Genomic DNA, 14,498 nt, shown 5'->3' with positions numbered 1-14,498 from the left:
AGCCTAGTCCCGGCCCGTGGGCCAGCCAAGGAAGCACGCCTGCGCTGCGGGCGGCTCACGGCGCGCGCCCGCACTGCGTGCGGTGCCGCGGCTACCACGCGGGCACTAAGCTGGACAGCAATGAAACTCGTTGATCAGCTCCCCGCCCCGGCCGCCCGTATCCCCGGCAGGACGGGCCTGGACCCGGACGAGCTCTACACCCGGTTTGTCGAGTGGACCGAGACCCGCGGCCTGGCCCTGTACACCGCCCAGGACGAGGCCATCATGGAGCTGGCCACCGGCTCAAACGTCATCCTGGCCACCCCGACCGGGTCCGGGAAATCCCTCGTGGCCATTGCCGCGCACTTCCAGGCCATGGCCCGCGGGCAGCGGAGCTACTACACCGCCCCGATCAAGGCCCTCGTCTCGGAAAAGTTCTTCGCCCTCTGTGAGATCTTCGGCGCCGACAACGTCGGCATGATCACCGGCGACTCCGGCGTGAACCAGGACGCCCCAATCATCTGCTGCACGGCCGAGATCCTGGCCAACATCGCCCTGCGTGAAGGTTCTGCGGCGCAGCTCGGCGCCGTGATCATGGACGAGTTCCACTTCTACTCGGACCCGCAGCGCGGCTGGGCGTGGCAGGTGCCGCTGCTTGAACTGCCCCAGGCGCAGTTCCTGCTGATGTCGGCGACGCTCGGCGATGTCAGCCGGTTCGAGGACGGCCTCAGCGACCTGACCGGCCGCACGACGACGACCGTCAGTTCCGCGGAACGCCCCATCCCGCTGCACTACTACTACGAGCAGACTCCGGTCCACGAGACGCTGGAGGAGCTGCTCGCCACCAAGCAGGTCCCGGTCTACGTGGTCCACTTCAGCCAGGTCGAGGCGATCGACCGGGCCCAAAACCTGATGAGCATCAACGTCTGCACCCGCGAGGAAAAAGACAAGATCGCCGAGCTCATTGCGGGGTTCCGCTTCGCCGCAGGCTTCGGCAAGACCCTTAACCGCCTGGTCCGGCACGGGATCGGCGTTCACCACGCCGGCATGCTGCCGAAGTACCGCCGGCTGGTCGAACAGCTTGCCCAGGCCGGTCTGCTGAAGGTCATCTGTGGCACGGATACGCTCGGGGTGGGCATCAACGTGCCCATCCGCACCGTGCTGCTGACGGCACTGAGCAAATACGACGGCGTCCGCACCCGTCTGCTGAACTCCCGTGAGTTCCACCAGATCGCCGGGCGCGCCGGCCGCGCCGGCTATGACACCGCAGGAACCGTGGTGGTCCAGGCCCCGGAGCACGTGACGGAAAACGTGAAGGCGATGGCCAAGGCCACGGCCAAGTTCGGCGACGACCAGAAGAAGCTGCGACAGGTGGTCAAGAAGAAGCCCCCGGAAGGCTTCGTGTCCTGGGGCGAACCGACGTACAAGCGGCTGGTCGAGTCCGTTCCGGATCCGCTGACGTCGAGTTTCACCGTGACGCATGCGATGCTGATGAACCTGATGGAACGCCCCGGCGACCCGTTCCAGGCCGCCCGCCGCCTCCTCACCGAAAACCACGAGACCCGTCCGGCCCAGCTGCGGCTCATGAAGAAGGCCCTGGGAATCTACCGCGAGCTGCTCGCGGCCGGCGTCGTGGAGCGGATCCCGGCCGGGGAGCAGGGTGCTGACGGCCGCACGGTCCGGCTCACGGTCCATCTGCAGGCAAACTTTGCCCTCAACCAGCCGCTGTCCCCGTTCGCGCTGGCGGCGCTGGAGCTGCTGGACCCGGAGTCGCCGTCGTACGCCCTGGACGTGGTGTCGGTGATCGAGGCGACCCTGGAGAAGCCGCGGCAGATCCTCTCGGCACAGCAGAAGAAGGCGCGCGGCGAGGCGATCGCGGCGATGAAGGCCGACGGCATCGAGTACGACCAGCGGATGGCGATGCTCGAGGAGGTCACCTACCCGCAGCCGCTCGCCGGGATCCTCGGCGAGGCGTTCGACGTCTACCGCAAGGCCGCGCCCTGGGTCGGCGACTTCGAGCTCGCGCCCAAGTCCGTGGTCCGGGACATGTACGAGCGTGCCATGAACTTCGGCGAGTTCGTCCAGTTCTACGGCCTCGCCCGCTCGGAGGGGATCGTGCTGCGCTACCTCGCCGACGGTTTCAAGGCGCTCCGGCAGACGGTCCCGCAGGATGCCCTCCGTGAGGACCTCGAGGACCTCATCGCCTGGCTGGGCGAACTGGTCCGGCAGGTGGACTCCAGCCTGCTGGACGAATGGGAAGAGCTCACATCCGGCGCGGCGCCCACACCGCACGACGCTCCGCCGCCCCCGCCGCCGTCGCTGACCTCCAACATCCGGGCCTTCCGGGTGATGGTGCGCAACGAGATGTTCCGCCGCGTGGAGCTGTTCGCCGATGAGGCCGCCACCGCCCTGGGCGAGCTCGACGCCGGCTCCGGCTGGGACGCCGAGCGCTGGGAAGATGCCCTCGATGACTACTTTGATGAGCACAACGACATCGGCACCGGACCGGACGCCCGCGGTCCCGGGCTGCTGATCATCACCGAGGAACCCGGGGTGTGGAAGGTGCGGCAGATCTTCGATGACCCCGCCCGCAACCACGACTGGGGCATCTCCGCCGACGTGGACCTGGCGGCCTCGGACGAGTCCGGGACCGCCGTCGTCCGCGTCACGGACGTCAACCGGCTCTAGGCGGGACGGCACGGGGGCTGGTCGGCACAGGGGCGGGACGCAGGGCCTGGGCGGCGCCGGGCCGGCGCCGTCGCCCCAGCCTGGGCCTTCGCGCCGCGGGTAAACTCGGACAATGAGTGTAATCCGGCCTGCCACAGCGCATGACGTCCCTGCCATCCTGCAGATGATCCACGACCTCGCCCTCTACGAGAAGGAACCGGACGCCGTCCGGAACACCCCCGAGATGCTCACCGAGGTCCTTTTCGGCGAGCATCCCAAGGTCTTCGCCACCATGGCGGAGAACTCCGCGGGCGAGGTCCGCGGCTTCGCCCTCTGGTTCCTGAACTACTCCACGTGGGAGGGCGTCCACGGGATCTACCTCGAGGACCTCTACGTCCGGCCGGAGGCCCGCGGCGAGGGCCACGGCAAGGCACTGCTGCAGCACCTGGCAGCGACCGCCGTCGACCGGGGCTACGCGCGCGTCGAATGGAGTGTCCTGGACTGGAACGAGCCCTCCATCAACTTCTACAAGAACCTCGGCGCCCTGCCGATGGAGGAATGGTCCACCTTCCGCCTCACCGGAGCGGCGCTGACGGCCTTCGGCAGCCGCCCGGCAGTTGCCGGCGCCGACTCCCCTGCCGGCTCCAGCTCCGGTTCCCGCGAGGCGGCCACCCGTGGCTGATCTCCCAATGACGGGGCTCATGGGAGCCTCCCTGCTGGAGACTGCAACCAGCGCCGGGCGCAAAGTTCCGCACAGCGTCCGGGCACGACACGCCTACCGGGGAATGCGGACCGCGGAACATTACTTCCAGGTCCCCCTGGACCACTTCAGCGAGGCGGGGCGCCGCGGCGAAACCATCTCCGTGTTCGCCCGCGAGTACGTGTCCACCGAACACAGCGAGGCAGAGGCCGCCGGGCTGCCCTGGCTGCTTTTCCTGCAGGGCGGTCCCGGCGGGCGTGGAAACCGGTTCCCGTCGCTGGGCGGCTGGAGCAAGGCCGCCGCGAAGGACTTCCGGATCCTCATGCTGGACCAGCGCGGCACCGGCCTGTCCTCGCCCGTCGACCGCAACACGCTGCCGCTGCGCGGCACCGACGCGGAGCAGGCTGACTACCTGACGCACTTCCGCGCCGACTCGATCGTTGCCGACGCCGAAGCGATCAGGGCAGCCCTGGACTCCGCCCCCTGGACCATCTACGGCCAGAGCTACGGCGGTTTCTGCGCGCTCAGCTACCTTTCCTTCGCCCCCGAGGGGCTGCGCGAGGTCCTCGTGACGGGCGGGCTGGCCCCGCTGGGCGGCTCCGCCGACCGAGTGTACCGGGCCACGTTCCAGCGGGTCGCGGCCCGGAACGCCGAATACTTTGACTGGTATCCCGAGGACCGGGCCGCCGTCACCCGGATCGCCCGGCACCTGCGGGAAACGGAGGAGGTGCTGCCCGACGGCGGCCGGCTCACGGTGGAACGGTTCCAGATGGTGGGCTCGTTCCTGGGCGGCAACACCCGGGTGGACGCACTGCACCACCTGCTCGAGGACGCCTTCGTGGCCACACCGGGCGGCGACCGTCTCTCGGACACCTTCCTGGAGCAGGTCCGGGGCCTCGTGTCCCGGGCCGCGAACCCGTTGTACGCGTTGATGCACGAATCCATTTACGCCCAGGACGGTGCCACCAACTGGGCCGCCTGGCGCGTGCTGGAGGAATTCCCCGAGTTCCGCCCCGACGCCGGCGAACCGCTTCTGACCGGGGAAATGGTGTACCCCTGGTATTTCGAGCAGGACCCGGCCCTGCACCCGCTGCAGGACGTGGCCCGGCTCCTGGCCGAAATGGACGGCTGGGCACCCCTCTACGACCCGGAGCGACTGGCGCTGAACACCGTGCCCGTCGCCGCGGCCGTCTACACCGACGACATCTACGTGGACCGGGAGCTGTCCCTGGAGACGGCGGCCGCGGTCCGGGGCCTGCAGGTCTGGGAAACCGGCGACTTCCACCACGACGGCATCGCGGACGACGGCGAGGCGATCTTCGGGCGCCTGCTGGGGATGGCACGTTCCGCCCGACGGTGACCCGGGCGCGGCCAGGCACGGGCCCGGGCCGATGGCGCCCGGCTTAGCAGGTACTGCTTAAACAGGTACGGCGCCGGACCCGTGAGGGTCCAGCGCCGTACTGCTATGTGCCGCGAGGTGTGTCCTGCACTCTCACCCCGGCGGTTTGGTACTAGTCGACGTCGCTCAGGCTCTTGCGGGAGTCCTCTTCCAGCCGGGCATCCAGCTTCGACTTGGACGCCTTGGAGCTCATGAGGCTGGCGACCACCGCGACGACGATGGTGCCGATGATCACACCGAGCGAGACGTAGGTGGGGATCTCGGGGGCCCATTCGATGTGCTGGCCGCCGTTGATAAAGGGCAGCTCGTTGACGTGCATGGCGTGCAGGACCAGCTTCACACCGATGAACGCCAGGATCACGGACAGGGCGTGCTTGAGGTAGATGAGCCGGTTCATGAGGCCGCCGAGCAGGAAGTACAGCTGGCGCAGCCCCATGAGGGCAAAGATGTTGGCGGTGAAGACGATGAAGGCGCTCTGGGTGAGGCCGAAAATGGCCGGAATGGAGTCGACAGCGAAGAGCAGGTCCGTCATGCCGATGGTCACGAAGACGATCAGCATCGGGGTGAACACCTTCTTGCCGTCAACGACGGTGCGGAGCTTGCCGCCGTCGAACTTCTCGGACATCGGCAGGACCCGGCGGATCCGGGCGATCAGCGGGTTTTCCTTGTCTTCCTCGTCCTCGCCCTCGTCCTGGGCCTGCTTCCAGGCGGTCCAGAGCAGGAAGGCGCCGAAGATGTAGAAGACCCAGCTGAACTGCTCGATCACGATCGCGCCGAGCATGATGAAGATGCCGCGGAGGATCAGGGCGATGATGATGCCCACCATGAGCACTTCCTGCTGATACTTTCTCGGTACCGAGAAGCGCGCCATGATGATGATGAAGACGAACAGGTTGTCGATGCTCAGGCTGTATTCGGTCACCCAGCCGGCGATGAACTGGCCGCCGAATTCCGGGCCGGTGAAGGCGAACATGGCGCCGGCGAAGACCAGGGCCAGGGCCACGTAGAACGCGACCCACAGTCCGGCTTCTTTCATGGAGGGCTCATGCGGGCGTTTGAGGACCATCAGCAGGTCGATGGCCAGAATGACGCCGAGGACGACAAACGAGCCGATCTCGAACCACAGGGGAAGCTCGGGCACGGGGGAAATACCTTTCGTAGGGTACAGCTCAGCGGTGTAAGTCTCTCCGACCGCCGGCGCATGACGCTGCCTGGCTGCCCGCTACGCCCGGCGCGGCATCGTAGCCGTGCGTGTTGACGATCGTAGCGTTTGGGATACTCCCCTACGTTTGACCGAGTTTACCCTAGGCGTGCCCCGCGGATTGCATTTGCCGCAGTTCCTTCTTCAAATCCCCCACCTCGTCGCGCAGCCGGGCGGCCAGTTCGAACTGCAGCTCCCCGGCTGCGGCGTGCATCTGTTCGGTCAGCTGTTCGATCAGCCCGACGAGGTCCTCGGCCGGCGCGGCGGCGAGCCCGTCCGCACGGATGAGCGAGGTGCCCTTGCCCTTGCCGCGGTTCTTCCCGGCCGCGGCCAGCAGCTCGCGGGTGTCCGCGTCTTCCTTGGCCAGCTGGTCGGTGATGTCCGCGATCTTCTTCCGGAGCGGCTGGGGATCGATCCCGTTCTCCGTGTTGTAGGCCACCTGGATGGCGCGGCGGCGGTTGGTCTCGTCGATGGCATGGGCCATCGAATCGGTGATGCGGTCCGCGTACATGTGCACCTGGCCGGAGACGTTTCGGGCGGCACGCCCGATGGTCTGGATCAGGGACGTCGAGGAGCGCAGGAAGCCTTCCTTGTCCGCGTCCAGGATGCTGACCAGCGACACCTCCGGGAGGTCCAGGCCTTCACGGAGCAGGTTGATGCCGACGAGGACGTCGAAGACACCCATCCGCAGTTCGCGCAGGAGTTCCACCCGGCGGAGGGTGTCGACGTCGGAGTGCAGGTATTCCACCTTCACGCCATGGCCCAGCAGGTAGTCCGTCAGGTCCTCGGCCATCCGCTTGGTCAGGGTGGTGACCAGGACCCGCTCGTTCTTCGCGGTGCGGGTCCGGATTTCGGCCAGCAGGTCATCGATCTGCCCCTTCGTGGGCTTGACGACGACCTCGGGGTCGATCAGGCCGGTGGGGCGGATGATCTGCTGGACGAAGCCGTCGGACTTGCCGAGCTCGTACTTGCCCGGCGTCGCGGACAGGTAGACGGTCTGGCCCACGCGGTCCTGGAACTCGTCCCATTTGAGCGGGCGGTTGTCCATCGCCGAGGGCAGCCGGAAGCCGTGGTCCACGAGGTTCCGTTTGCGGGACATGTCGCCCTCGTACATGGCGCCGATCTGCGGCACGGTGACGTGGGATTCATCGATCACCAGGAGGAAGTCGTCCGGGAAGTAGTCGATCAGGCAGTGCGGCGCGGTTCCGCGGGCCCGGCCGTCGATGTGCGAGGAATAGTTCTCGATGCCGTTGCAGAAGCCCATCTGCTGCATCATTTCCAGGTCATAGGTGGTGCGCATCCGGAGCCGTTGGGCCTCGACCAGCTTGTTCTGGCTTTCCAGCACGGCTAGGCGCTCGGCCAGTTCGTCTTCGATCCGCTTGATCGCCCGGCCCATCCGTTCCGGACCGGCGACGTAGTGCGAGGCGGGGAAGACGTACATTTCGTTCTCGTCCCGGAGCACTTCGCCGGTCAGCGGGTGCAGGGTCTGGATATTCTCGATCTCGTCACCGAAAAACTCGATCCGGATCGCCAGTTCCTCGTACATCGGGATGATTTCCACGGTGTCGCCGCGGACCCGGAACGTGCCGCGGTGGAAGTCCATGTCGTTGCGGGTGTACTGCATGGAGACGAACTTTCGGAGCAGGTCGTCACGGTTCATCTCCGCCCCCTTGCGGAGGGTCACCATCCCGGCGATGTATTCTTCCGGGGTGCCGAGGCCGTAGATGCAGGAGACGGTGGCAACCACGATCACGTCGCGGCGGGTCAGCAGCGCGTTGGTCGCGGAGTGGCGGAGCCGTTCGACTTCCTCGTTGACGGAGGAGTCCTTCTCGATGAAGGTGTCCGTCTGGGCGACGTAGGCCTCCGGCTGGTAGTAGTCGTAGTAGGACACGAAGTATTCCACGGCGTTGTTCGGCAGCAGTTCGCGGAATTCGTTGGCCAGCTGCGCGGCGAGGGTTTTGTTCTGCACCATCACCAGGGTGGGCCGCTGGACCTGCTCGATCAGCCAGGCCGTGGTCGCGCTCTTACCGGTACCGGTGGCGCCAAGCAGCACGACGTCTTTTTCGCCGTTCTGGATGCGCTCAGTCAGCTCTGCGATGGCGGCCGGCTGGTCACCCGCCGGCTGGAACTCACTGATGACCTCGAAGGGCGCCACGACGCGGTTGATTTCCTGGGCAAGACTCATGTACCTAATCTACCGCCGGGCTGTGACAGGATGCCCTGATTCAGCTTTGGGCAGTACCGGGGCCGGCGGCAGGTGCCGTTGCGGTGGCGCCGCCGCCGGTGCCGGCACCGGCGTCGTCTGCTCCGGCGTCGTCCGCGTACGACGGCGGTTGCCATCCCGTGCGCTTCACCCACGCTTCCATCCGGGGCCAGGCATACCCGGTGAACCAGCCCTCCTTGTCGGCCGCGTAGCCGGCGGTGGACTTGTCGACGCCGTGCAGCCCGGCGACCCGTTGCTTTTCGGCCACATAGTCCGTCCGGGCTTCGGGATCGGCGCGCAGCCAGTCGCGGAAGCACAGCGCGTACCGCCAGCCCGGCGAGCCGGCCGCGCGGAGGTGGAGATTCACCGGCCGGCCGGGGTCGGCGTTGCCGTGCAGCCGCTTGCCCCAGTCGGCAGGGTCCGGGTGCGAGGGTTTCGGGTTGTCGGCGATGATGCCGGGCCAGCGCGGGAATCCTGCGTTGGCCAACAGCGGCGCGATCCGGTCCGCGGTGTCGAGGTCCCGGACGCTGAGCTGGAGGTCGATCACATCTTTGGCGTCGAGGCCAGGGACGGCCGTGGACCCGAGGTGGTCGACGGCCAGGACATCCTGCGGGACCGCTGCCCGCAGCCTGGCGATCAGCCGCGCGGCCTGCGCTGCCCAGGCCGGATCGGCCGGGGCGAGGACCGGCCCCGCCGTCCGCGGGGCGATCTTTTGCTCCTTGAGGTTCAGTGCGAACGGCCTAAGCCGCTCCTCCCACAGCGCGTCGACCGCGTGCCGGAGGTCCTCCGGGGTGCCCGAGTTGTCCAGCACGACGTCCGCGGCGGCCAGCCGGTCCTCGCGGCCCGCCTGGGCTGCCATCCGGGCGCGCGCCTCGTCGGCGGTCATGTTGCGGTGTTCGGCCATGCGGCGGACCCGGACGTCGTCGGGGGCATCCACCACGACCACCAGATGGAAGTTCTTCCCTTGCCCGGTTTCGACCAGGAGCGGGATGTCCTGGACCACGACGGCGCCGGCCGGGGCGGCGGCGACCATCGCCGCGGCGCGCTCCCGCACCAGGGGGTGGACGATGCCGTTCAGCGCGGCCAGGCGCTCCGGATCACCGAAGACCAGGGCACCGAGCCGGGCCCGGTCCAGCCGGCCTTCCGGGGTCAGGACGGCGGCACCGAAGGCTTCCACCACACTGGCCAGCCCGGGCGTACCAGGTTCCACGACCTCCCGGGCCAGCGCGTCGGCGTCGACAAGCACTGCTCCAAGGTCGCGCAGGCGCGCGGCAACCATGGACTTCCCCGAGGCGATTCCGCCGGTCAACCCGATCTTCAACACCTCACCAGACTAAACTGAACCGGTGGCAGATGCGGCGGAATCCCCCGAGAGCAGGACGGCCGTCTACACCACCCTCGCAGCGGGGCCCGGGTTTCGGCACGAAATCGAGGTCAAGCGGTCCCGTTTCATCACCGTGCTGGCCCGCACGGCGGACGAGGACGCCGCCCGGGCCGTCCTCGGCGGGTTGCGCCGGGAATTCCATGACGCCCGGCATCACTGCTTCGCCTTCGTGCTCGGCCCCGACCGGGACATCCAGCGTTCCAACGACGACGGCGAGCCGTCCGGCACCGCGGGCATCCCCATGCTCGAGGCGCTGCTGAAGCGGGAGACCGCACCCGGCGTCGCCGATCTCAGCGACGTCGCCGTCGTCGTCGTGCGCTATTTCGGCGGCATTCTCCTGGGTGCCGGCGGCCTGGTGCGGGCCTATTCCGAATCGGTGTCCGGAGCGCTGGAGCTGGCTCCCCTCGTGCGGCGCCGCCGGCTGCGCATTTGCTCGGTACCCGTCCAGCACGCCGTCGCCGGCCGGCTCGAGAACGATCTGCGCGCCGCGGGGTATGTCATGGCCGAAACCCGTTACGAGGCGCAGACTACTGTCCTGAGGCTCGCGCTGCCGGATGATCCGGAAGAACTGGCCCGGGCCGCGGACCGCGTGGCCGCCATGTCGGCCGGCAGCGCGTCGCTGCTGCCCGGAGAAACGGAGTGGATCGATGTGCCCATCAGCTGAGCCCGTGCCCGCGGTCGCGCTGCTTGACGTCAGCGAGGACGTTCTCGAACAGCTCCTGGAACTTGCGCTCCGGGACGCCGACGCCGACGAGGTCACCCCGCCGCTGGGCACGACCGCCGGCTGGAACACCGACCGGATCAGCTGGTTCCGCGAATTCCACCGCGCCGCCGCAGCCGGCCTGGACGGTCCCGCGGGGCAGAAGACGTGGGCCATCAGCTGCGACGGGCAGATGGCAGGGTCCGTGCGGCTCAGGCGGATGGACACGGAGCCGGCAGCAGCGGATGAGGGCTGGGCCGGTGGTGGCGGCTGGGCTGTTGGTGCCGCCGGGGCTGGGCCAGGTGGTGACGCCGGGGCTGTTGGTGCCGCCGGGGCCGTTGCAGGGGGTGGCGGCTGGGCGCTGGAGACCGGAATCTGGCTCGCCCGGAGCTTCCGCGGCCAGGGTGTGGGCCGCGAGGCGCTGCGCCTCGTAAGGGCTCGCGCCGCGTCGACCGGGGCAGCCGTCCTGGTAGCCGAGACGACGGCCGGCAATGTGGGAGCCCTCGCGTTGCTGAAGTACGCGGGCGCCGAACTGGTGACCGGTGCCGCCTCGCAGACGCACACGGTGCCGGTCATAGCGAAGATCCCGCTGCGCTGAAGGCATGGCACCCTGGGCCGGGCCCGGGCTCCCTTCCGTCATTGGACATGCCCCCGTCGTCAGCGCCTGGCTGCCGTCAAGGAGCCTACATTCCATGGCGCGGCCCCTTGCTTGTCCTGACGAGCAGGAAACGCGTGCAACGGCAGCCCGGTGCCTAGTGCCAGGAATGCGCATGTCCGGCACCAAGGCACGATGCGGGCGCCCGGCGCTGGACATGTCCCGCGCCCGGGGCCAGGACTGGGCACAATCCACAAATGTCCACGGCCCGGCTCGAAAAATGGGCATGTCCCCGGAGGGAGGGCCTCAAAAATGGGCATGTCCGGTGGTCCGGGCAACCGCAGGGCATGTCCGGCACCACGGCATGGCGCGGACCTTCCCGCACTGGACATGTCCCGCGCACGGGGCCAGGACCGGACACAATCCACAAATGTCCAAGGGCCGGCTCGAAAAATGGGCATGTCCCCGGAGGGAGGGCTTCAAAAATGGGCATGTCCCCCGGGGCACACAAAAAGGTGGCCGCCCCCGAGGGGACGGCCACCTTCAAGCTACAAACTGCCTGGCCTCAGGGAGCTGACTCCTTGAGGATCACGGGCAATTAGTTGCCGGTCAGCTTCTCGCGCAGAGCGGCAAGAGCCTCGTCCGAAGCAAGCGTGCCTGCACCGGTCTCGGCTGCAGCCGGCTCGGAGGAGTAGCTGGTGGTGCCGGAATCGCTCTCACCGGACGTTGCAGCTGCAGCGTCGTCGGCAGCGTGCTGGGCAACCTGCTTCTTGTGTGCTTCCCAGCGGGTCTGGGCGTCAGCGTACTGCTGCTCCCAGGCTGCGCGCTGGTTCTCGTAGCCTTCAAGCCACTCGTTGGACTCCGGGTCGAAGCCCTCCGGGTACTTGTAGTTGCCCTCTTCGTCGTACTCTGCGGCCATGCCGTAGAGAGCCGGATCGAATTCGGTGCTGTCGGCGTCGACGCCCTCGTTGGCCTGCTTGAGGGAGAGCGAGATGCGGCGGCGCTCGAGGTCGATGTCGATGACCTTGACGAACAGCTCGTCACCAACGGAGACAACCTGCTCGGCCAGCTCAACGTGGCGCACGGCGAGCTCGGAGATGTGGACCAGGCCTTCGATGCCGTCTTCAACGCGAACGAACGCGCCGAACGGAACGAGCTTGGTGACCTTACCCGGAACAACCTGGCCGAGGGCGTGGGTGCGGGCGAAGGTCTGCCACGGATCTTCCTGCGTAGCCTTGAGCGACAGGGAGACGCGCTCGCGGTCCAGGTCGACCTCGAGAACCTCGACGGTGACTTCCTGGCCAACTTCGACAACCTCGGACGGGTGGTCGATGTGCTTCCAGGACAGCTCGGAAACGTGAACCAGGCCGTCTACGCCGCCCAGGTCCACGAAGGCACCGAAGTTGACGATGGAGGAAACGACGCCGGGACGGACCTGGCCCTTTTCCAGCTTGTTGAGGAACGTGGAGCGGACCTCGGACTGGGTCTGCTCGAGCCATGCACGGCGGGACAGCACAACGTTGTTGCGGTTCTTGTCCAGCTCGATGATCTTGGCTTCGATCTGCTGACCGATGTACGGAGCGAGGTCGCGCACACGGCGCATCTCGACGAGGGATGCGGGCAGGAAGCCGCGCAGACCGATGTCGAGGATAAGACCACCCTTGACAACCTCGATGACGGTACCGGTGACAACACCGTCTTCTTCCTTGACCTTCTCGATGTCGCCCCAGGCACGCTCGTACTGAGCACGCTTCTTGGAGAGGATCAGGCGGCCTTCTTTGTCTTCCTTGGTGAGCACCAGGGCTTCGACCTGATCGCCAACGGAGACGACGTCTCCGGGGTCAACGTCGTGCTTGATGGAAAGCTCGCGGGAGGGAATGACACCTTCGGTCTTGTAACCGATGTCGAGCAGGACTTCGTCGCGGTCGACCTTGACGACGGTACCTTCGACGAGGTCTCCGTCGTTGAAGTACTTGATGGTGGCGTCGACAGCTGCGAGGAAGTCCTCAGCGGTACCGATGTCGTTAATGGCGACTACGGGGGTACCGGGCTTCTCGGTGGAGGTGATGGTCATGTAGTAGGGGCTCCGTTGTGGATAGTGAGTCGGTCAGGCAAACCGCTTCGCCGGCATTATGGAATGCAGGCCAAGAGCACGGCGTCACAGCAAGCGTTCCGCCGGGTCATCCTGATTTTGTGGATTGTAGATGCGCGCACGTAGTACGCGCCTGTTTAGTCTAGTCGTTTACGCGAACGCCGGTCAAAGCGCACGGGGCCGTCCGTGTCGCCTTAGGCGCCGAAATCGGACCGGAGGCCTAGAAGTGCGTGAGGCAGTGCGGTGAACGTTCGACGGCGAACATGAGGCGCGCCGTCAGCGCCCCCCCGGCGGTGTGCTCGGTGATCCGGCCGGCAGCTTTCAGCGTCACGGGACAAACGGCGCCCAGATAGATGGAGCCGAGGTCCGCAACATCAAGGGACAGGTCCGGCTCAGCCTCCGGAGCCGGCCGCACCGTGGCCTCTCCCCCGCTGACCGTGAGCGCGAAGGTGCCGGCCGCGAAGCCGAGACTGTCCCTGACCGCGAGAACGACCGTCCCGTCGGCCGAGTAGCGCCGGGCCCCCAGCACCCGGGCCGGGTCCAGGACGCGCAGCCACAGCATGTCGCGGTGGTCCGATGCCTCGACGCATCGCGGGTCCTCAAGCGCCCAGGTCAGGGGATCGTCCACCGGTGCATCCTGCCAGCTGATCCGGTCCACGAGGTCGATGCTGCCCAGGAACTGCCAGAGTTCCAGGTACGCGGCGTCATTCGCGGCCACGAGGTCCACGATCTCCATGGTGTACGGCTTGGCGTCCCACCCGGCGAATTTATAGGACACGTAGCCGTCCACGGTTCCGGCGGCGTCGTAGTGCAGGGCGCAGCGGATTGCCTCGTCCTCGCTGCCGTCCCGGCCGAGTATGCCCGAAGACCGCAGCCGGTACGCTTCCTGCCGCGAGATCGATCCGGGCATGGACGCGTGGACCCGACCAAAAACCTCGGGGGCCAGTTCCAGCAGGACCTTGCGGTCCGCAATCTCCACGGTGCCGGCGGGCGCATGGCGCAGCCGGAAGCGCGGCCCGGTGTCGACCTTGATGCTGCGCTCGAAGGTGGCCACACCGTAACCGAACCGCCCGTAGATCGAGGCCTCCGAGGCGGTCAGTGCCGCCAGCGCGACGCCGTCCGCCTTCGCCGCGGCAAGGTCCTCGGTCATCATCCGCCGCAGCAGTCCCTGCCGGCGGTGGGTCCCGCGCACCGTGACGGCCGTGACCAGCTGGGCTTCGAGCTGACGGCCGTAGCCGATGTTCAGGTCCTTGCGCAGGGTGGCGAAGGTCGCCACCGGGACGTCGGCAGCCAGCGAGTGGGCCGCAACGCCGTCGGCCTGGTAAACGCCGGTCATTTCACGGTTGTCCACGAGATACATGGCCATGATCTTGTCCGCGAAGTCGTCTTTGCGCGGCTCGTCGTAGAAGCCGATCCCGACCCCGCGCAGCCACGCCGTGCCTTGCGCGTAATCCGCCTCGTCCTTCGCGACCGCGCGGAACCGCCTGAGCTCGTACTTATCTGCCACGTACTTCTCCCCCTGAGAATCCCGGGTCCCGGCATAGCCGGAACGAATACTGCCCGACCGAAACCTTGCCG

At 67.4% G+C, this 14,498-nt stretch carries 10 protein-coding genes; 5 read left to right on the top strand and 5 right to left on the bottom strand.

Translation table 11 applies throughout. The features are described from left to right. Nucleotides 1-120: 120 nt before the first annotated feature. From AC1D1A_RS14505 to AC1D1A_RS14495, 3 genes are all read left to right on the top strand, one after another. Nucleotides 121-2,667, top strand: a complete 2,547-nt coding sequence (locus AC1D1A_RS14505; RefSeq protein ID WP_476855940.1) for a DEAD/DEAH box helicase — start codon at nucleotides 121-123, stop codon at nucleotides 2,665-2,667. Nucleotides 2,668-2,779: 112 nt separating this feature from the next. Continuing rightward, nucleotides 2,780-3,328: an N-acetyltransferase family protein gene (locus tag AC1D1A_RS14500; RefSeq protein WP_476948015.1), complete on the top strand. Its 549-nt coding sequence runs from the start codon at nucleotides 2,780-2,782 to the stop codon at nucleotides 3,326-3,328. Between the two features lie 19 nt (nucleotides 3,329-3,347). Then, nucleotides 3,348-4,706, top strand: a complete 1,359-nt coding sequence (locus AC1D1A_RS14495; protein ID WP_476948055.1) for an alpha/beta fold hydrolase — start codon at nucleotides 3,348-3,350, stop codon at nucleotides 4,704-4,706. A gap of 151 nt (nucleotides 4,707-4,857) precedes the next feature. On the opposite strand, the gene AC1D1A_RS14490 is transcribed toward AC1D1A_RS14495, so the two are convergent. From AC1D1A_RS14490 to coaE, 3 genes are all read right to left on the bottom strand, one after another. Next, nucleotides 4,858-5,886: a TerC family protein gene (locus tag AC1D1A_RS14490; RefSeq protein ID WP_028276830.1), complete on the bottom strand. Its 1,029-nt coding sequence runs from the start codon at nucleotides 5,884-5,886 to the stop codon at nucleotides 4,858-4,860. Nucleotides 5,887-6,049: 163 nt separating this feature from the next. After that, nucleotides 6,050-8,131, bottom strand: a complete 2,082-nt coding sequence (uvrB, locus tag AC1D1A_RS14485; protein ID WP_476948014.1) for an excinuclease ABC subunit UvrB — start codon at nucleotides 8,129-8,131, stop codon at nucleotides 6,050-6,052. Nucleotides 8,132-8,171: 40 nt separating this feature from the next. Next, nucleotides 8,172-9,473, bottom strand: coding sequence for a dephospho-CoA kinase (coaE, locus tag AC1D1A_RS14480; protein ID WP_476948013.1), 1,302 nt, complete (start codon nucleotides 9,471-9,473; stop codon nucleotides 8,172-8,174). 22 nt (nucleotides 9,474-9,495) lie between these two features. Between coaE and AC1D1A_RS14475 the strand changes: the two genes are divergently transcribed. Next, complete coding sequence (locus AC1D1A_RS14475; protein ID WP_476948012.1) at nucleotides 9,496-10,197, top strand: IMPACT family protein; 702 nt, start codon at nucleotides 9,496-9,498, stop codon at nucleotides 10,195-10,197. Between the two features lie 4 nt (nucleotides 10,198-10,201). Next, the gene (locus AC1D1A_RS14470; protein WP_476948011.1) at nucleotides 10,202-10,831 is read left to right on the top strand and encodes a GNAT family N-acetyltransferase; all 630 of its coding nucleotides are present in this window, start codon (nucleotides 10,202-10,204) and stop codon (nucleotides 10,829-10,831) included. 595 nt (nucleotides 10,832-11,426) lie between these two features. Here the strand turns inward: AC1D1A_RS14470 and rpsA are convergent. Next, nucleotides 11,427-12,902 carry a 30S ribosomal protein S1 gene (gene rpsA / locus AC1D1A_RS14465; protein WP_018773018.1) on the bottom strand — a complete coding sequence of 492 codons (1,476 nt, stop codon included), beginning with the start codon at nucleotides 12,900-12,902 and terminating at the stop codon, nucleotides 11,427-11,429. Nucleotides 12,903-13,140: 238 nt separating this feature from the next. Beyond that, the gene (locus AC1D1A_RS14460; protein WP_476948010.1) at nucleotides 13,141-14,427 is read right to left on the bottom strand and encodes a GNAT family N-acetyltransferase; all 1,287 of its coding nucleotides are present in this window, start codon (nucleotides 14,425-14,427) and stop codon (nucleotides 13,141-13,143) included. Nucleotides 14,428-14,498 lie beyond the last annotated feature (71 nt).

The organism is Arthrobacter sp. P1_B9 (assembly GCF_056406495.1).
This window is presented reverse-complemented; position numbering and strand designations above follow the sequence as displayed.